The sequence below is a fragment of the Sinimarinibacterium flocculans genome, from assembly GCF_003201205.1.
GTDB classification, from domain to species: domain Bacteria; phylum Pseudomonadota; class Gammaproteobacteria; order Nevskiales; family Nevskiaceae; genus Solimonas; species Solimonas flocculans.
In genome coordinates this window covers 15,973-34,228 of record NZ_QICN01000007.1, presented here as the reverse complement: position 1 = coordinate 34,228, position 18,256 = coordinate 15,973, and the positions used below count along the sequence as shown (strand labels likewise).

Annotated in this window: 21 protein-coding genes; 17 read left to right on the top strand and 4 right to left on the bottom strand. The window is 68.0% G+C overall.

Annotated features, from left to right (window positions below):
- Positions 1-93: 93 nt before the first annotated feature.
- On the top strand, positions 94-273 hold the full coding sequence (locus C8D93_RS20425) for a hypothetical protein (protein ID WP_146216596.1): 180 nt from the start codon (positions 94-96) through the stop codon (positions 271-273).
- Between the two features lie 192 nt (positions 274-465).
- Here the strand turns inward: C8D93_RS20425 and C8D93_RS12835 are convergent, their stop codons facing one another.
- Entirely contained in the window at positions 466-1,242 is a 777-nt protein-coding gene (locus C8D93_RS12835) for a M48 family metallopeptidase (protein WP_245903904.1), read from the bottom strand.
- Between the two features lie 133 nt (positions 1,243-1,375).
- On the opposite strand from C8D93_RS12835, the gene C8D93_RS12830 reads away from it, so the two are divergent.
- The 14 genes from C8D93_RS12830 to glmU all read left to right on the top strand — a co-directional run bounded on the left by C8D93_RS12830 (position 1,376) and on the right by glmU (position 13,785).
- A complete protein-coding gene (locus C8D93_RS12830; protein WP_110265610.1) occupies positions 1,376-2,884 on the top strand; it encodes a helicase HerA-like domain-containing protein in 1,509 nt (502 codons plus the stop codon).
- Between the two features lie 105 nt (positions 2,885-2,989).
- A complete protein-coding gene (rsmG, locus tag C8D93_RS12825; RefSeq protein ID WP_110265609.1) occupies positions 2,990-3,646 on the top strand; it encodes a 16S rRNA (guanine(527)-N(7))-methyltransferase RsmG in 657 nt (218 codons plus the stop codon).
- On the top strand, positions 3,643-4,431 hold the full coding sequence (locus C8D93_RS12820; protein ID WP_110265608.1) for a ParA family protein: 789 nt from the start codon (positions 3,643-3,645) through the stop codon (positions 4,429-4,431). The genes rsmG and C8D93_RS12820 overlap by 4 nt, the downstream gene beginning before the upstream one ends.
- A 55-nt stretch (positions 4,432-4,486) precedes the next feature.
- Positions 4,487-5,329, top strand: a complete 843-nt coding sequence (locus C8D93_RS12815; protein ID WP_110265607.1) for a ParB/RepB/Spo0J family partition protein — start codon at positions 4,487-4,489, stop codon at positions 5,327-5,329.
- Positions 5,330-5,415: 86 nt separating this feature from the next.
- The gene (locus C8D93_RS12810; RefSeq protein ID WP_110265606.1) at positions 5,416-5,772 is read left to right on the top strand and encodes an ATP synthase subunit I; all 357 of its coding nucleotides are present in this window, start codon (positions 5,416-5,418) and stop codon (positions 5,770-5,772) included.
- Positions 5,765-6,541: a F0F1 ATP synthase subunit A gene (gene atpB / locus C8D93_RS12805; RefSeq protein WP_110265605.1), complete on the top strand. Its 777-nt coding sequence runs from the start codon at positions 5,765-5,767 to the stop codon at positions 6,539-6,541. Before C8D93_RS12810 ends, atpB begins: the two co-directional genes overlap by 8 nt.
- 52 nt (positions 6,542-6,593) lie before the next feature.
- Positions 6,594-6,863 carry a F0F1 ATP synthase subunit C gene (gene atpE, locus C8D93_RS12800; RefSeq protein ID WP_110265604.1) on the top strand — a complete coding sequence of 90 codons (270 nt, stop codon included), beginning with the start codon at positions 6,594-6,596 and terminating at the stop codon, positions 6,861-6,863.
- Positions 6,864-6,916: 53 nt separating this feature from the next.
- Entirely contained in the window at positions 6,917-7,390 is a 474-nt protein-coding gene (locus C8D93_RS12795; protein WP_110265603.1) for a F0F1 ATP synthase subunit B, read from the top strand.
- A 12-nt stretch (positions 7,391-7,402) separates the two neighbouring features.
- The gene (locus C8D93_RS12790; protein WP_110265602.1) at positions 7,403-7,939 is read left to right on the top strand and encodes a F0F1 ATP synthase subunit delta; all 537 of its coding nucleotides are present in this window, start codon (positions 7,403-7,405) and stop codon (positions 7,937-7,939) included.
- Positions 7,940-7,989: 50 nt separating this feature from the next.
- Positions 7,990-9,528: a F0F1 ATP synthase subunit alpha gene (atpA, locus tag C8D93_RS12785; protein WP_110265601.1), complete on the top strand. Its 1,539-nt coding sequence runs from the start codon at positions 7,990-7,992 to the stop codon at positions 9,526-9,528.
- Between the two features lie 18 nt (positions 9,529-9,546).
- A complete protein-coding gene (gene atpG / locus C8D93_RS12780; protein WP_110265600.1) occupies positions 9,547-10,407 on the top strand; it encodes a F0F1 ATP synthase subunit gamma in 861 nt (286 codons plus the stop codon).
- A gap of 45 nt (positions 10,408-10,452) precedes the next feature.
- Positions 10,453-11,850 (top strand): F0F1 ATP synthase subunit beta, encoded by a 1,398-nt coding sequence (atpD, locus tag C8D93_RS12775; protein WP_110265599.1) that lies wholly within the window; start codon positions 10,453-10,455, stop codon positions 11,848-11,850.
- A 33-nt stretch (positions 11,851-11,883) separates the two neighbouring features.
- On the top strand, positions 11,884-12,306 hold the full coding sequence (locus C8D93_RS12770) for a F0F1 ATP synthase subunit epsilon (protein WP_110265598.1): 423 nt from the start codon (positions 11,884-11,886) through the stop codon (positions 12,304-12,306).
- A gap of 78 nt (positions 12,307-12,384) precedes the next feature.
- Positions 12,385-13,785, top strand: a complete 1,401-nt coding sequence (glmU, locus tag C8D93_RS12765) for a bifunctional UDP-N-acetylglucosamine diphosphorylase/glucosamine-1-phosphate N-acetyltransferase GlmU (RefSeq protein WP_211307327.1) — start codon at positions 12,385-12,387, stop codon at positions 13,783-13,785.
- Between the two features lie 6 nt (positions 13,786-13,791).
- Here glmU and C8D93_RS12760 read toward each other — a convergent pair whose 3' ends face one another.
- Positions 13,792-14,502: a TVP38/TMEM64 family protein gene (locus tag C8D93_RS12760; protein WP_110265597.1), complete on the bottom strand. Its 711-nt coding sequence runs from the start codon at positions 14,500-14,502 to the stop codon at positions 13,792-13,794.
- A gap of 103 nt (positions 14,503-14,605) precedes the next feature.
- On the opposite strand from C8D93_RS12760, the gene C8D93_RS12755 reads away from it, so the two are divergent.
- Both C8D93_RS12755 and clsB read left to right on the top strand, forming a co-directional pair.
- Positions 14,606-15,358, top strand: coding sequence for an endonuclease/exonuclease/phosphatase family protein (locus tag C8D93_RS12755; protein WP_110265596.1), 753 nt, complete (start codon positions 14,606-14,608; stop codon positions 15,356-15,358).
- A complete protein-coding gene (gene clsB / locus C8D93_RS12750; RefSeq protein ID WP_110265595.1) occupies positions 15,352-16,554 on the top strand; it encodes a cardiolipin synthase ClsB in 1,203 nt (400 codons plus the stop codon). The genes C8D93_RS12755 and clsB overlap by 7 nt, the downstream gene beginning before the upstream one ends.
- A gap of 3 nt (positions 16,555-16,557) precedes the next feature.
- On the opposite strand, the gene C8D93_RS12745 is transcribed toward clsB, so the two are convergent.
- Positions 16,558-17,157, bottom strand: a complete 600-nt coding sequence (locus C8D93_RS12745) for a nucleotidyltransferase family protein (protein WP_110265594.1) — start codon at positions 17,155-17,157, stop codon at positions 16,558-16,560.
- The gene (locus tag C8D93_RS12740; protein ID WP_110265593.1) at positions 17,141-18,223 is read right to left on the bottom strand and encodes an XdhC family protein; all 1,083 of its coding nucleotides are present in this window, start codon (positions 18,221-18,223) and stop codon (positions 17,141-17,143) included. Before C8D93_RS12740 ends, C8D93_RS12745 begins: the two co-directional genes overlap by 17 nt.
- Positions 18,224-18,256: the final 33 nt, after the last annotated feature.

Sequence of the window (18,256 nt, the reverse complement as noted above, 5' to 3'; positions counted from 1 at the left end):
TCGATCTGCGTCTCGCCGTGTACAGTCGTGGCGAAGGTCCGCGCGCAGCGGACAGCGGGCCTGGAACGAATCCTTCGATGTGGGAGGTGCCCCGTGCAACTGCAAGGTCTGGGTGTACTGGCGATGCTGCTGACCGCCGTTCTCGTCCCGCTGGCACTGCTGCTCGCAACCTGGGTGGCGCTGCAGATGGCGCGGCTGATCGGGCTGCCGGGCCTGATCGGACAGATCGCGGCCGACATCGTCAACGCCTACCGCCAGCGGCGGAAGGACTAGGAGTCTGGGCGGTAGAAACCGCGCAGGCGAGGCAAAGCCATTTCGAGACAGGTTTCGCGTTGATTCGAGGCCAATAGCAGGGACTATTGGTCGAGAAGCAGCGCGGAAGATGGCCGAAACGGCGAAGTCGCAGCCGCGCGCGTTTCTGCCGCCCAGGCTCCTAGAGGCGCCGCGCCCAGCGCCGGCCTGCGCTCAGCTCGAGCAATTCGGCCGCTTGCCGGCCGCGCGCGCCTGCTGATACAGCGGCTGCACCTGCGTCAGGTTGCTGTTCAGGTCGCGGATGCGCGTGTCCGGCGACGGGTGCGTCGACAGCATTTCCGGCGGTGCGCCACTGCGATCGCGCCCCATGTTGATCCACAGCTGCGCCGCCTGGGCCGGATCGAAGCCTGCGCGCGCCATGATCTGCTGGCCGATGATGTCCGACTCGCTTTCGTCGCCGCGCGAGTTCGGCAGCACCAGCAGCAGGTTGGCACCCATGCCGATCATGTCCGGGGACATGCCGGTGGAGCCGGCCAGCACGGCAACCCCGAGCTGCGCCGCCATCTGGTTGGAAACACGCGCCGCGGAGTGGCCGGCGAGCACGTGCGCCACTTCGTGCCCGATGACGGCCGCGAGCTGGTGCTGGTTCTCGGCGACCTCCAGCAGGCCGGTGTAGACGCCGATCTTGCCGCCCGGCAGTGCGAAGGCGTTGACCTCCTTGGAATCGAAGACCTGCACCTCCCACTCGCCGCCGACCTCGCGGGTGATGGCCTGGGCCACACACTGCACGTACCGGGTCGCCGGCGTATTCCTCGCCGGCGGCGTCTTCTGCTTGAGCTCCTGGAACGCGGCTGCGCCCATCTGCGCCATCTCGGTGTCGGACACGAGTCGCAGCTGGCGGCGTCCGGTCGGGGAGGTCGCGCAGGCGGCGATCATCGCGGCGATGACGGGCACCACCAGCGCCATGCGCAGCATCGGGGTTGTGACCACGGTCGGGATCTCCAGGAGACGGCGCACCCATGATAGTGGATGGACGTCTGAACGCAGGCTTGCCGCAGTCGGGCCGAGCGTCGATCATGCGGCGCCGGTTCCGGCTTGCGAAACGACGGACGAGGGGGCGGACATGGAGCAGCGGATTCTCGTCGGCAGCGGCACCGGAGCCCAGCATCTGCTGGCGCGCTATGCCAACCGCCACGGCCTCGTCGCCGGTGCGACCGGCACCGGCAAGACGGTCACGCTGCAGATCCTCGCCGAGGAGTTCGCGGCGATCGGCGTCCCGGTCTTCGCTGCCGACATCAAGGGCGACCTGTCCGGGATCGCGCTGGCGGCGGAAGACAAGCCGAAGCTGGCCGAGCGTGCCCGCCGGATCGGCATCGAGGGCTACGCGCCGGCAGCGTCGCCCACGATCTTCTGGGACGTCTTCGGCGAGCTGGGGCATCCGGTGCGGGCCACCGTGTCCGACATGGGGCCGCTGCTGCTGGCGCGCCTGCTGGACCTGTCGGACGTCCAGTCCGGCGTGCTCCATCTGGTGTTCAAGTACGCCGACGACCACGGCCTGCTGTTGCTCGATCTCAAGGACCTGCGCGCGACCTTGCAGTTCGTCGCCGACAACGCGCGCGACCTCGGTGCCGACTACGGGCTCGTCAGCAAGGCGTCGGTCGGCGCGATCCAGCGGGCGTTGCTGCAGCTCGAGTCGGACGGTGCCGAAGCCTTTTTCGGCGAACCGGCGCTGGATCTGAACGACCTGCTGCGTACCGACCTGACCGGCCGCGGCATCGTCAACGTGCTCGCTGCGGAAAAGCTGTTCCACAAGCCCAGGCTGTACGCGACCTTCCTGCTGTGGCTGCTGTCGGAGCTGTTCGAGAACCTTCCCGAACGTGGCGATGCCGAGCTGCCGCGTCTGGTGTTCTTCTTCGACGAGGCGCACCTGCTGTTCAAGGATGCGCCCAAGGCACTGGTCGACAAGGTCGAGCAGGTGGTGCGCCTGATCCGCTCCAAGGGCGTGGGCATCTATTTCGTCACGCAGAATCCGCTGGACCTGCCGGACGCGGTGCTCGGCCAGCTCGGCAATCGCATCCAGCACGCACTGCGCGCTTTCACGCCGCGCGATCAGAAGGCGGTGCGCGCCGCCGCCGAGACCTTCCGCGCGAATCCGGACCTGGACGTCGCCACCGCGATCACCGAGCTGAGCGTCGGGGAGGCGCTGGTGTCGCTGCTGCAGGACAAGGGCGTACCTGGCATCGTCGACCGCACCCTGATCCGGCCGCCGCGCTCGCGGATCGGGCCGGCCACGGTCGAGGAGCGGCGCGCGATCATGCAGCGCAGCCCCGTCGGCGGGCGCTACGAACAGGCGGTCGATCGCGAGTCGGCCTACGAAAAGCTTGCCCGGCGCGCGCAGGCCGAGGCCGCACCCACGCCGCCGGCTTCCGGCGATACCGGCTGGTGGGACCGCGGCGACGAAGCGCCCACGGCACGGCGCGGTCGCGGTGGGCGTCCGGCGGCCCGTCGACGCAGCGATACGGCGATGGAGGCCGCCATCAAGAGCGCGACCCGCAGCGCCGCCTCGTCGATCGGGCGCGAGCTGGGGCGTCAACTGCTGCGCGGGGTGCTCGGCTCGCTAAGGCGACGCTGAGGCGGCCGCGGGGGCGGGCATGCGTATACTGCGCGCCCTTTTTCGGACCTGCCCCGGACCGGTCTTGCGCATGTCTTCACCTGCCACGACACCCCGCGCCGCGCGATGAGTGCCGCACACCCGCTGTCGGCCCCGCTCGACGACGGCCTGCGCGCCCTCGGCCTGGAGCTTTCCCCCGACGCGCGGGTGCTGATGCTGCGCTATGTCGACGAACTGGTCCGCTGGAACGGCGCCTACAACCTCACGGCGATACGCGATCCGCGCGAGATGCTCGTGCGTCACCTGCTCGACTCGCTGGCGGTCTTGCCGGCCCTGCGGGCGCGGACGCTGCAGGCGGGTACGCGGTTGCTCGATGTCGGCAGTGGAGCCGGCCTGCCGGGCCTGCTGTTCGCGATCGCCGAGCCGGCGCTGGTCGTCACCGTGCTCGACAGCAACGGCAAGAAGGCGCGGTTCCTGCGGCATGCGCAGCGCAGCCTGGGCCTGGCGAACGTCGAGGTGGCCGAGGCCCGCGTCGAGCGCTGGCCGCATCCTGCGGCCTACGACCGGATCGTCAGCCGGGCGTTCTCCGCGCTGGCCGATTTCTTCGCGCTGACCCGGCATCTGCTCGCGCCCGGTGGTCAATGGATCGCCATGAAGGGCAAACTAGACGATGCCGAGCTGGCGGCAGTGCCGGGCTCGGTGCAGATCAGGGAGACGCTTCGCCTGCAGGTGCCGGGCCTCGACGAGGCGCGGCACGTCGTCATTGCAGAGTCCACGACATGAGCTACGTCATCGCGGTTGCAAACCAGAAGGGCGGCGTCGGAAAGACCACGACGGCGATCAACCTTGCCGCCTCGCTGGCGGCGACCAGACGCCGCGTGCTGCTGGTCGATCTCGATGCGCAGGGCAATGCGACGATGGGGGTCGGCGTCGACAAGGGCGCGGTTGCCCGTACCGTGCGCGACGTGCTGCTCGAGGAGTCGCCGATCCGCGAAGTGATCGTCGACCTGCCGAGCCTCGGCCTGTCCCTGCTGCCGGCCAATGGCGACATGACCGAGGCCGAGATCAAGCTGCGCGACATGGCGGTCGGCGACTTCGCGCTGAAGACGGCGCTGGCCGACGTCGCCAGCGACTTCGACTACGTGGTGCTCGACTGCCCGCCGGCGCTATCCAAGCTCACGGTGAACGCGCTGGTCGCCGCCGACGGCGTGTTGATCCCGATGCAGTGCGAGTACTACGCGCTCGAGGGCCTGTCCGCGCTGATGGACACGATCCAGAAAATCCGCCGCGTGATCAATCCGCGGCTCGAGGTCGAGGGGCTGCTGCGCACGATGTACGACCCACGCAACAATCTTGCGATCGACGTCTCCAACCAGCTGATCCAGCACTTCGGCGACAAGGTCTACCGTACCCTGGTCCCGCGCAACGTGCGCCTGGCCGAGGCGCCCAGCCACGGCCTGCCCGCCATGGTCTACGACCCGGCATCGGCGGGGGCCAAGGCGTATCTCGCGCTGGCCGGCGAGGTGCTGCGCCGGCACGACGGCGGACAGATGAGGTTGAGTGCATGAGAAGCAGTGTCCAGTTGGCAGTTTCCGCCCCCCGGCAACGGACGTCGCGACGCCCATGAGTGCAAAGAAAAGAGGGCTGGGCCGCGGCCTCGATGCGCTGCTGAGCAGCGGCTCCGCGCCGACGGAGACATCGGCCGATGAGCAGCGCGAGCTGTCGGTGGACACGCTGCAGCCGGGCAAGCACCAGCCGCGCCGCCATTTCGACGACGAGGCGCTCGCCGCGCTGGCCGATTCGATCCGCGCCCAGGGGGTGGTCCAGCCGATCGTCGTGCGTCCCGCAGGCGGCGGCCGCTACGAGATCGTTGCGGGCGAGCGGCGCTGGCGTGCGGCGAAGCTGGCCGGGCTCAAGGCGGTGCCGGTGGTCGTGCGCGCACTCGACGAGCGCGGCGCCATGGCCGTGGCACTGGTCGAGAACATCCAGCGCGCCGACCTCAACCCACTCGAAGAGGCGGAGGCCCTGCACAAGCTGATCGAGGAGTGCGGCCTGACGCACGAGAAGGTGGCCGAAGCCGTGGGGCGTTCCAGGGCGCACGTCACCAACCTGTTGCGGCTGATGGATCTGGACGCGGACGTCCAGGCGCTGGTGCGCGACGGTCGGCTGAGCCTCGGTCACGCCAAGGTGCTGCTGGGCGCCCCCGGCGCGCGCCAGCCGGCACTCGCGCGGCTGGTCGTCGAGCGGCAGCTGTCGGTGCGTCAGACCGAGGTGCTGCTGCATGCCGAGGGCGGCACGCCGAAGGCCAAACCTGGGAAGCCGCGGGTGCCGGCGGTGGAGAAGCAGATCAGCGCCAAGATCGGCCTGCCGGTGCGCCTCCACCAGGGCGATTCGGGCCGCGGCAAGCTCACCGTGAGCTTCCGCAGCCACGAAGAACTGGAGCGTCTGCTGGCCCTGTTGAATTGATCCCACCCATCGGTGCGGGTTGATCTAGGGGTTTTTCACCCGTTATACTTTTTGGGATTGATGCGGCGCACCCTCGCCTTGATCCCATGAAGACGGCGACGCGAATTGCGCTACTGCAGGGCCTGATCGGAATCGTTTCAGGCGTGGCTTGGGCCATGCTGTCGACTCCGAAAGCCGGGTTGGCGGCCCTGATCGGCGGGGGGATCGGAGCGGTACTGACGATCTACGCCGCCGCGAAGACGTTTGCGGTGCCGGCGTCCGACGCGCGGCACGCAGTGATGACTTTTTTCAGAGCCGAGGTGAGGAAGCTGCTCCTCGCCGCGGTGTTGTTCGCGGTCGCGGTTCGGTTTTTCGCAGATGTGTTTGCGCCACTGGTTTCGACTTTCGCGTTGAGCCTGCTGGTGTACTGGTTCGCGCTTCTTTGGGATACGACGGATGGCTAGCAGTCCTGCCGAATACGTAACGCACCATCTTGAGCACTGGGCCTCCGGGAAGGACGAGGCGTTCATCAGCACGACGGCGTGGCATATCGACACGCTGGTGGTGAGCCTGGTCCTGGGCATCTTCTTCCTGACGCTATTCCGCATGGCGGCCGTGCGTGCTACCAGCGGTGTGCCCGGCAAGCTGCAGAATTTCGTCGAGATTCTGGTCGACTTCGTCGACGGTGCGGTGAAGGACGCCTTCCACGGTCCGCGCGGCTTTCTGGCGCCGCTGGCCCTGACGATCTTCGTCTGGACCTTCCTGTGGAACTGCATGGACCTGATTCCCGTCGACCTGCTGCCGCTGACGGCCAAGCACCTGTTCGGGCTGGAGTACTTCCGCGTCGTACCCTCGGCCGACATGAGCGCGACCTTCGCGCTGTCGCTGACGGTGTTCGCGCTGATCATCGTCTACAGCTTCAAGGGCAAGGGCGCCATCGGCTTCGCCAAGGAATACCTGACGCATCCGTTCGGCAAATGGATGATGCCCGCCAATGTCATCCTCAATACCGTCGAGCTGCTGGCCAAGCCGATGTCGCTGGCGCTGCGACTGTTCGGCAACCTCTACGCCGGCGAGCTGATCTTCATCCTGATCGCGCTGCTGCCCTGGTGGGCGCAGTTCATCCCCGGCATGGGCTGGGCCATCTTCCACATCCTGGTCGTGACGCTGCAGGCGTTCATCTTCATGACGCTGACCATCGTCTACATCAGCATGGCTTACGAGCATCACTGATCGGGCAACCGATCCCCAGATTTTTCCACCACCGCAACACACGGAGTACGTCATGGAGCTCATCGCTCAGATCCAGGCCAACACGGCGCTGACCATCGGCCTCATCTTCGGCCTCGCCGCGCTCGGCACCGCCATCGGCTTCGGCCTGCTCGGCGGCAAGTTCCTCGAGGGCGCTGCGCGTCAGCCCGAGATGGCGAACATGCTGCAGACCAAGATGTTCATCATCGCCGGCCTGCTGGACGCCGTGTCGATCATCGGCGTTGCCATGGGCCTGCTGATGATGTTCGCGAACCCGCTGCTGTCGGCCGTCGCCGGCGGCTGATCGTCGCAAGCATTCCGGGTTTCTCGATTCACTCTCACTCAGGAGCTTAGCCCATGCAGGCAAGCATCCCGTCCATCGTCGGGCAGATGATCGTCTTCGGGGCGTTCATCTGGTTCACGATGAAGTTCGTGTGGCCGCCGATCACCAAGGCCATGGAAGAGCGCCGGCAGAAGATCGCCGACGGTCTGGCCGCTGCCGAGAAGGGTGCGCGTGCCCTGCAGGACGCGTCCGCCAAGAGCGAAGAAGAGCTCAAGGTCGCGCGTACGCAGGCGCAGGACATCCTCGCCAACGCCAACAAGCAGGCGGCGCAGATCGTCGAGCAGGCCAAGGTCACGGCGCAGGAAGAAGGCGCGCGTATCGTCGCCAAGGCGCACGAGGACGTCGAGCGTGAAGTCGCCCATGCCCGCGAGGAGCTGCGCAAGCGTGTCGGCGAACTCGCCGTCGTCGGCGCCGCAAAGATCCTCAAGCGCGAGATCGACACGAAGGCGCATGCCGACGTGCTGAACGATCTCGCCGCCCGGGTCTAAAGAGCGCAGATCATGGCGGACTTCAGCACGCTGGCCCGGCCCTACGCGAAGGCGGTATTCGAACTCGCGCGCGACGCCAAGGCGTTCGCTCCCTGGAGCGAGGCGCTCGATGCGCTGGCCGCGCTGGTCAGCGATCCGGGCGTTGCCCGGCTGATCGGGCATCCGGCGCTCACGCGCAGCGAGCTTGCACAGACGCTGGCCCAGGCCCTGTCGGGCAAGCTCCCGGCGGACGCGGTGAGCCTCGTGCGGCTGCTGGTCGAGAACGGCCGGCTGGCGGCGCTGCCGGCCATCGCCGAGCAGTTCGAGCAGCTGCGTGCGGAAGCCGAGGCACGCGTCGACGTCGAGATCACCTCCGCGGTGGAGGTACCGACGGCCCAGCAGCAGCAGCTCGCGGACGCCGTGAAGAAGCGGCTGCAGCGTGAGGTTGCGATCCGCTGGAGCACCGACCCGGAGCTGATCGCCGGTGCGCTGATCCGCGCGGGTGACCTGGTCATCGACGGTTCTGTGCGCGGCGAGCTCGACCGCCTGCAGACGGTACTCACAAAGTAAGACATCGCCCGACGGCGAGACCCCACGGGGACTATCAGGAAACGGTTCGTATGCAACTCAATCCTTCGGAAATCAGCGACCTGATCAAGGCGCGAATCCAGAACTTCGACGCCGCCACCGAGGCGCGCACGACGGGCACCATCGTGTCGCTGCAGGACGGCATCGTCCGCATCCACGGTCTGTCCGACGCGCTGCAGGGCGAAATGCTCGAGTTCCCGGGTAATGTCTACGGCCTGGCGCTGAACCTGGAGCGCGACTCCGTCGGTGCGGTGGTCCTTGGCGACTACAAGCACCTCAAGGAAGGCGACACCGTCAAGACGACGGGCCGCATTCTCGAAGTGCCGGTCGGTCCGGAACTGCTGGGTCGCGTGGTGGACGCGCTCGGCAACCCGATCGACGGCAAGGGGCCGATCAACGCCAAGCTCAGCTCGCCGATCGAAAAGGTCGCGCCGGGCGTCATCGCACGCCAGTCGGTGAGCCAGCCGGTGCAGACCGGCTACAAGTCGGTCGACGCGATGGTGCCGATCGGCCGCGGCCAGCGCGAGCTGATCATCGGCGACCGCCAGACCGGCAAGACCGCGATGGCGATCGACGCGATCATCAACCAGAAGGGCACGGGCATTAAGTGCGTGTATGTCGCGATCGGCCAGAAGGCCTCGTCGATCGCCAACGTCGTGCGCAAGCTCGAAGAGCATGGCGCGATGGGGCACACGATCGTCGTTGCCGCCTCGGCCTCCGAGTCCGCCGCGCTGCAGTTCATCGCGCCGTACTCCGGCTGCTCGATGGGCGAGTACTTCCGCGACAACGGCGAAGACGCGCTGATCATCTATGACGATCTGTCCAAGCAGGCCGTCGCCTACCGTCAGGTCTCGCTGCTGCTGCGCCGCCCGCCGGGCCGCGAAGCCTTCCCCGGCGACGTGTTCTATCTGCACAGCCGCCTGCTCGAGCGCGCTGCCCGCGTGAACGCCGACTACGTCGAGAAGTTCACCGAAGGCAAGGTCAAGGGCAAGACCGGCTCGCTGACGGCGTTGCCGATCATCGAGACCCAGGCCGGCGACGTTTCGGCGTTCGTTCCGACCAACGTGATCTCGATCACCGACGGCCAGATCTTCCTCGAGACCGACATGTTCAACGCCGGCATCCGCCCGGCCATGAACGCCGGCATCTCGGTGTCGCGCGTCGGCGGTTCGGCGCAGACCAAGGTCATCAAGAAGCTCTCGGGCGGCATCCGCACGAACCTCGCGCAGTACCGCGAACTCGCGGCCTTCGCCCAGTTCGCCTCGGACCTCGACGAGGCCACCCGCAAGCAGCTCGAGCGCGGCCAACGCGTCACCGAGCTGATGAAGCAGAAGCAGTACGCGCCGCTCTCGGTCGGCCAGATGGCGGCCTCGCTCTACGCGGTGGAGAAGGGCTTCATCGACAAGGTCGACGTCAGCAAGGTCCTGGCCTGGGAAGAAGCCCTGCACCAGTACCTGGCGAGCAACGCCAAGGCCACGCTCGACAAGCTCGACACCGGCGACTGGAACGACGGCGTCGAAGCCGAGCTCAAGTCGGCGATGGAAGCCTTCGTCAAGCAGTCCGCGATCTAAGCACCTCGGAGTTCGACAGTGCCCGGCGCCAAGGAAATACGCACCAAGATCAAAAGCGTGAAGAACACGCAGAAGATCACGCGCGCGATGGAAAAGGTCGCCATGTCGAAAATGCGCAAGGCGCAGGACCGCATGGCGGCGGCCCGTCCGTACGCGGAGAAGATCCGCCGTACGCTCGGCCATCTCGCCCAGGCCAATCTCGAGTACAAGCATCCGTTCACGGTCGAGCGCGAGGTCAGGCGCATCGCCTACGTCATCGTGTCGTCCGATCGCGGACTGTGCGGCGGCCTGAACATGAACGTGTTCCGCACCACGGTGCGCGAGGTCAAGGAGTGGCGCGCCAAGGGTGTCGAGGTCGATTTCGTCCTCATCGGCAACAAGGCGGTGTCCTTCTTCCGTCGCATGGGCGGCAACGTCCTGGCCACCGCCACGCAGCTCGGCGACAAGCCGACGCTGGAGCAGCTGCTGGGCCTGATCAAGGTCGTGACCGATGCCTACCGTGAAGGCAAGGTCGACCGCGTCGTGATGGTGTCGAACGAGTTCGTCAACACGATGACGCAGCGGGCGTCGCCGATGCAGCTGCTGCCGATCGAGGCCGTCGGCGGCGAGGAGCTGCTCGATCACTGGGATTACCTGTACGAGCCGGCCGCGCCGGAACTGCTCGACTACGTGCTGCAGCGCTACGTCGAGTCGCAGGTCTACCAGGGCATGATCGAGAACATGGCGAGCGAGCAGTCGGCGCGCATGGTCGCGATGAAGTCGGCGAGCGACAACGCCGGCAAGATCATCAGCTCGCTGCAGCTGCAGTACAACAAGGCGCGTCAGGCCAACATCACCAAAGAGCTGTCGGAAATCGTCGGCGGCGCGGCAGCGGTCTAAATTTTTTATACGGGGTCGCAGGACCCCGCTTGAGAGTAACGAACTATGGCTACTGGCAAGATTGTTCAGGTCATCGGCGCGGTTGTCGACGTGGAGTTTCCGCGCGACGCGATCCCGAATATCTACGATGCGCTGAAGGTTGAAGGCACCGAGCTGACGCTCGAAGTGCAGCAGCAGCTGGGCGACGGCGTCGTCCGCACGATCGCGCTCGGTTCTTCGGAAGGCCTCAAGCGCGGCCTGGTCACCCAGAACACCGGCGCGCCGATCTCGGTGCCGGTCGGTCCGGCGACGCTCGGCCGCATCATGAACGTGCTCGGCGAGCCGATCGACGAAGTCGGCCCGGTCAAGTCGGAAGAGAAGTGGGCGATCCACCGCGACGCGCCGAGCTACGAGGACCAGGCCGGTTCGACCGAACTGCTCGAAACCGGCATCAAGGTCATCGACCTGCTGTGCCCGTTCGCCAAGGGCGGCAAGGTCGGCCTGTTCGGCGGCGCCGGCGTCGGCAAGACCGTCAACATGATGGAGCTGATCAACAACATCGCCAAGGCGCACTCGGGTCTGTCCGTGTTCGCCGGCGTCGGTGAGCGTACCCGCGAGGGCAACGACTTCTATCACGAGATGATGGAGTCGGGCGTCGTCGACGCGAAGAACCTCGGCAACTCCAAGGTGGCGATGGTCTACGGCCAGATGAACGAGCCGCCGGGCAACCGTCTGCGCGTCGCGCTCACCGGCCTGACGATGGCCGAGTACTTCCGCGACGAGGGCCGCGACATCCTGTTCTTCGTCGACAATATCTATCGCTACACGCTGGCCGGCACCGAAGTGTCGGCACTGCTCGGCCGCATGCCGTCGGCGGTGGGCTACCAGCCGACGCTCGCCGAGGAAATGGGCGTGCTGCAGGAGCGCATCACCTCGACGAAGAAGGGCTCGATCACCTCGATCCAGGCCGTCTACGTTCCGGCGGACGATCTCACCGATCCGTCGCCGGCGACGACCTTCGCGCATCTCGACTCGACCGTCGTGCTGTCGCGCGACATCGCCTCGCTGGGCATCTACCCCGCGGTCGATCCGCTCGACTCGACCTCGCGCCAGCTCGACCCGAACGTCATCGGCAACGAGCACTACCAGACGGCCCGCGACGTGCAGGGCGTGCTGCAGCGCTACAAGGAGCTCAAGGACATCATCGCGATCCTGGGCATGGACGAGCTGTCGGAAGACGACAAGCGCGTCGTCGCCCGCGCGCGCAAGATCCAGCGCTTCCTGTCGCAGCCGTTCCACGTCGCCGAAATCTTCACCGGTTCGCCCGGCAAGTACGTCTCGCTCAAGGAGACGATCCGCGGCTTCCGCGGCATCGTCGACGGCGAGTACGATCACCTGCCGGAGCAGGCGTTCTACATGGTCGGCACCATCGACGAGGCCGTCGAGAAGGCGAAGAAGCTCTAAGCGGTCCCGACCCGGACGTTTTCGAGGAATCCGATGGCAAACATCCACGTAGACATCGTCGCCGCCGAAGGGCACATCCATTCGGGCGAAGCCCAGATGGTGTTCGCGCCGGCGGAGATGGGTGATGTCGGCATCGCGCCGCGTCACGCGCCGCTGCTGACCCGGCTGCGGCCGGGGACGGTGCGCGTGCAGCAGCCGGACGGTGCCGAGCTCGAGTTCTTCGTCGGCGGGGGCATCCTCGAGATCCAGCCGCATCTGGTCACGGTGCTCGCCGATACCGCGCTGCGCGCCAAGGATGCGGACGAGGCGGCGGCACTCGCGGCCAAGCAGGCAGCCGAAGAGAAGCTCGCCGGCGCCAAGGACGAGATGGATACGGCCCGGGCTCAGCAGGAGCTGATCGAAGCGGCCGCGCGTTTGCAGTTCGTGCAGAAGCTGAAGAGTCCGCGCGGGCACTGATCCGCGGTGCAAAGATGACCGTCCCGCTCATGTTCAGGCAGCATGAGCGGGATTTTTCGTTTGCAGGGTTCCGCTTTCATGGCTAAGACCGTCGCCCCGCTGCACTGCATCGTGCTCGCCGCCGGGCAAGGCACGCGGATGAACAGCGAGCTGCCCAAGGTGCTGCACGCGGTCGGCGGGCGGCCGATGCTGGCGCACGTGCTCGATGCCGCGCAGGCGCTGGACGCGGCGGCGATCCACATCGTCCACGGCCACGGCGGCGATCAGGTACGGGCCTGGTGCGAACGTGACGCAGCGGGCGCCGCCCGGGTGCGCTGGGCCCATCAGGCCGAGCAGAAGGGCACGGCACATGCCGTGCAGCAGGCGATGCCGGAGGTGCCCGACGCTGCCGTGGTGCTGGTGATGTACGGCGACGTGCCGCTGATCGCACCGGCGACGCTGCAGGCACTGCTGGACGCCGGTCGCCGCACCCTCGCCGTGCTGACCGTCGAGCTCGCCGATCCGACCGGCTACGGACGCATCCTGCGCAACCGCCAGGGCGCCGTGACCGGCATCGTCGAGGAGAAGGACGCGACGGTGCGGCAGAAGCGCATCGGCGAGGTCAACACCGGATTCATCGCCGCACCGGCGAAGCGCCTGCGCGCCTGGTTGTCGAAGATCCGCAACGACAATGCGAAGGGCGAGTTCTACCTGACCGACGTCGTCGCGCTCGCCGTCAAGGACCGGCTGAAGGTCGCCACGGTGACGGCAGCGAGCGCCGACGAGGTCGAGGGGGCGAACGATCGCCTGCAGCTCGCGCGCATGGAGCGCCGTTACCAGGCGGCACAGGCGCAGGCGCTGCTGCGCGCCGGGCTGACACTCGCCGATCCGTCGCGCTTCGACCTGCGCGGCACGCTGGTGCACGGACGCGACGTCGTCGTCGATGTCGGCTGCGTGTTCGAGGGCCGCGTCGAACTGGGCGACGGCGTGCACATCGGCCCCTACTGCGTGCTGCGCGACGTGCGCATCGGCGCCGGCAGCATCGTCGACGCCCACAGCGTGCTGGAAAACGCCGTCGCCGGACGCGACTGTCGCATCGGCCCGTTCGCGCGCCTGCGCCCGCAGGCGCAGCTCGCCGACGAGGTGCATGTCGGCAACTTCGTCGAGGTCAAGAACGTGCGCGTCGGCCGTGCCAGCAAGGCCAACCACCTCGCGTATCTCGGCGACGGCGAGGTCGGCAGCGGCGTCAACATCGGCGCCGGCACCATCTTCTGCAACTACGACGGCGCCAACAAGCACCGGACGGTGATCGAGGACGATGCCTTCATCGGCTCCGACAGCCAGCTGGTTGCGCCGGTGCGCGTGGGCAAGGGCGCGACGGTGGGAGCGGGCTCGACGATCGTGCGCGACGTGCCGGCCGGTGGCCTGACGGTCTGTCGCACGCGCGAGCAGAAGACCTATCCGTCCTGGCAGCGGCCGCGCAAGAAGCCGAAGGCCTGAGCGCTCTCAGCCCGATCCGGCCGCCGCCCTGGCCGACAGCCAGCGCCGCAGCAGCGCGATCACCGCGGCCAGCGCCACGATGATCGCGATGACGACACCCACGTCCGCGGCGTCGAAGCCGTCGCTCAGCATGCTGCGCACACGATCGCCGACGATGCCGACCGCGAACGTACTCGGCAGCAGGCCGAGGACGGTGCCGATCGCGAACCAGTGCAGGCGCACCTCGAATGCACCCATGGCGATGTTGACGATGCCGTAGGGCGCAACCGGCAGCATGCGCAGGACCGTGACACCGAGCAGGCCGCTGCTCCGCAGCGTCCGCGACAGCGGCTTGACGCCCGGCAGGTCCAGCCGCTCGAGGCGCTTCGCCCCGACGCCACGGCCGATCCAGAACCCCACCAGCCCGGCCGCGAGACTGCCGAGCAACGCATAGAACACGCCCGTGACGCCGCCGAGTGCAAGGATCGTCGCCGTGGTCAGCGCCATGTTCGAGATCAGCACCAGGTTGGCGGCGATGAACAGGCCGCAGATCAGCAGCGGCGCCCACGGGCTGCGACCGATCGCCTCGAGACGTTGCGCCAGCGCTCGCGGTTCGACGGCGTCACCCAGCGGCGTGAACCGCCAGGCAGCGGCCAGCGCGCAGACGATCACGAGCAACGCGGCGAGCGGCAGCCAGCGGGACCGCAGTACGCGGCGGGCGAGATGCAGGGAATCCATGTGCGCATGATGCACAACTCAGCGCGGATTCATCACCTGCGCGCTAGGCTGCAACATCCTCCCGACTCCGTGCTCCTCTCCAACAACAGCAAGGCCGGAACCGATGGATCATGCGCTCCGCATCCTCAGCCTCAACCTGCACAAGGGCTTCAGCAGCTTCAACCGGCGGTTCGTGCTCCACGAACTGCGCGAGGCGATCCGCACGGCGAACGCCGATCTGGTGTTCCTGCAGGAAGTCATCGGCGAACACGCAGGCCATGCACGGCGGCATGCGAACTGGCCGCCGGCGCCGCAGTACGAGTTCCTGGCCGACACGATCTGGACGTCGCACGCCTACGGTCGCAATGCGGTCTACCAGGACGGACATCACGGCAACGCACTGCTGTCGCACTTTCCCATCGAGGCCTACGACAACCACGACATCTCCGTGGGGCGCCACGAGCGCCGCGGTCTGCTGCACTGTCGCATCGCCGTGCCGTGGCTGACGCGGCCGCTGCATGCCATCTGCGTCCACCTGGGACTGCGCGAGGCGCACCGTCGCCAGCAGCTCGGCGCACTGGCCGCGCTGGCCAACCGCGTGGCCGCGGCGGGGGAACCGCTGGTCGTCGCCGGCGATTTCAACGACTGGCGCCAGCGGGCACATCGCCGGCTCGCCACCGATGCACGCATGACCGAAGCCTTCATCATGTGTGACGGGCGCGCCGCGCGCAGCTTTCCGGTGAGGTGGCCGTTGCTGTCGCTGGATCGTATCTACCTGCGCGGGCTGCGACCGCGCTCGACGCGCGTACTGACCCGCCGCCCATGGTCGCACCTGTCCGATCACGCGGCGCTGCTGTGCGAGGTCGAGACATGCTGACCAGTCCCTGGCTGTCCGGTCATCGTTTCACCCTGCTGGAGAACGGCGAGGCCTTCTTCCCCGCAGTCCTCGAAGCGATCGGCGGCGCGCGCGAGACGGTGCTGATCGAGACCTTCATCTGGAACGATGACGGGATCGGGCGCGCATTGCGTGACGCATTGATCGACGCGGCGCGGCGCGGTGTGCGCGTGGAGGTCTGCGCCGACGCCTACGGATCGCCGCAGCTCACCGACGCCTTTCTCGAGGCGCCGCGCAGTGCCGGGGTGCGGGTCCGCGTGTTCGACCCGCAGCCCACGGTCATGGGGATGCGAACCAACCTGTTCCGCCGGTTGCACCGCAAGATCGCGGTAATCGACGACGAGGTCGCCTTCGTCGGCGGCATCAACTTCGAGGACTGGCAGAAGGTCGAGTTCTCCGAACGCTCGAAGCGGGACTATGCGGTGCGCGTCACCGGGCCGGTCGTCGCCGAGATCCGCGCGTTCTGCGATGCCTTCGTCTGCGGCGAATCGCCTCGCGCGCCGCGGACTTCGTGGTGGCGCCGCTGGCGTCGCGCGCACGGCGCGGGGCTGCAGCCGCCGGGTGCGGACGGCGTCGCGCGCTTCGTGTACCGCGACAACGAGCGCCACCGCGCCGACATCGAGCAGATGTACCGGGCGTGGATCCGCGCTGCGCGCGACGAGATCATCCTCGCCAACGCGTACTTCTTCCCGGGCTACCGGCTGCTGCGGCAGTTGCGACTGGCGGCACGACGCGGCGTGAGGGTGCGGCTGATCCTGCAGGGCATGCCCGACCTGAAGTACGCGCAGCTTGCTGCGCGCACCTTGTACGAATATCTGATCGCCTCCGGCGTCGAGATTCACGAGTTCACCGAGCGGCCGCTGCACGCGAAGGTCGCGGTGATCGACGGGCACCGCGTGACCATCGGGTCCAGCAATCTCGACCCGCTCAGCCTCTGGCTCAACCTCGAGGCCAACCTGTTCGTCTCGGACCGCGAGCTGGCCGACGATCTGCGCGGGCGCCTGATCGACACCATCGAGCACCAGTGCCGGCGCGTCGACTACGAGCAGGTGCGCATGCCGCGCTGGTGGCGACAGGTCTACCGCTCGGTGCTGTTTCACCTGGTGCGCCGGTTTCCCGGCTGGGCGGGACTGCTCGCCACGCTCGGCCCCCGACGGCAGAAGCTGCAGCTGCGCTAGGGCCTAGCCACCGACCAGCGTGCGGTACTGCTCCGGCGTGTCGATGTCGAGGGCGGCTTCCGGCAGGTTCACGCGCTGCAGCCGATCCGCCTGCGCCTCGATGAGGGCGCGGGCGCCGACGCTGCCGTCGAGCCTCGCCAGGCTCGCGAAATCCCGGCGGGCGAAGATGCAGGGCGGACCGGTGATGCCGTCGAAAGAGGACGCGGTGATGCCGTCAGGCATCCGCTGATGCGCCGCGAGCAGGCGGCGCAGGGCGTCGGCGCCAATCCGCGGCTGGTCGCAGAGTGCGATCAGTGCGGCCTCGACGTGCGTACGGGGCAACAGGTTCTCGAAAGCCGCGCCGATCGACCGCCCCATGCCCTGCGCCCAGTCGCCGTTGTGGCAGTGCTCGAAGGGGAGACCCTGCAGTGCCTCCAGCACCGCCTCGGCATGCGCGCCGGTGACCACCAGCAGCGGCAGGCCGGCGTCGAGCACGGCCTGGGCGCTGCGCCGTACGAGGGTGACGCCGTCGACGACGGCGAGCTGCTTGGGGCGCCCGAAGCGGCGCGCGGCACCGGCCGCCAGCAGAACGCCGGCGATCCGTGGCTCAGTGGATCGGCCCATCGCCCCGGCTCAGTGCTCCGCCGGCATGACCGCGCAGGACGGCCTGGATCTCGGCCGCGATCGCCAGCGCGATTTCCTCCGGCGTTTCCGATCCGATGTCCAGGCCGGCCGGCGCGTACAGAGGGGGCGCGTCGTCGCCGAGCGCGGCGCGCATGCGACCTGCGCGTATGCGCGAACCCAGGGCGCCGAGATACCCGGGCGTCGCCGACCGCAATCCGCGCAGGTAGTCGAGATCACGCTCGAGGTTGTGCGTCATGACGACGACCGCGCTGCGCGCATCGAGCCGCACCATCCCCGCGAGGCGGTCGGGCGGCGCCTGCAACCAGACGATGTCGTTGCGCGGCTGAGGATTCGCGCTGGCGGCGACGTGCGTGACGATCGTGACCTGCCAACCCAGGCGGCGGCCGAGGTCCGCGAGCGCATGCGCCCCGGCGTTGTCGCCGACGACGTAGAGCGCCAGCGGCGGCAGCACGCGTTCGTACAGGACCTCGACGCGCCGGGTCCCGCTGTCCAGCGACTGTGCCCGGGTCGATCCGTCCCTGGCGTCCGCACACCACTCGGCGATGGCCGTCGCGATCCGGTCATCGGCGATTTCGTCGAACAGCGTGCCCTCGGCCCAGAGCAGGCGCCGTGGCCGGGGCAGGCCCCGGCCGTCGCTTGCGAACCAGGTCGCGAGCCAGCCGCTGCGCCGCTGCCGCATCAACGCTTCGACGGCGTCGAGGTAGCGCAGATCGTCTGCGCTGGAAAACGTCTCGACCAGGATTTCCATCTCGCCGCCGCAGCCCAGTTCGAGCAGGGCGTCGTAGCCGTTCTCGCGATCGTACCGGACCACGCTGCTGCCGCCGCGGTCGAACAGGGCGCGGGCGCGCGCGACGAGGTCGGCCTCGGGACAGCCGGCGGACAGGCCACGGACGATGCTGCCGTCGCGGCCGATCAGCATGCGGGTGCCGGCACGGCGGAAGACCGGACCGCGCGTGCGCAGCAGGGTCGCGACCGCGCCGCCGCCGGTTGCGGCCAGGCGGTGCGCTCCGGTATGGAGGGCGGCGAATTCCTCGGGCGTGTTCATGCGACGGGGCGTACGGGTATCGCCTCAGCGTAC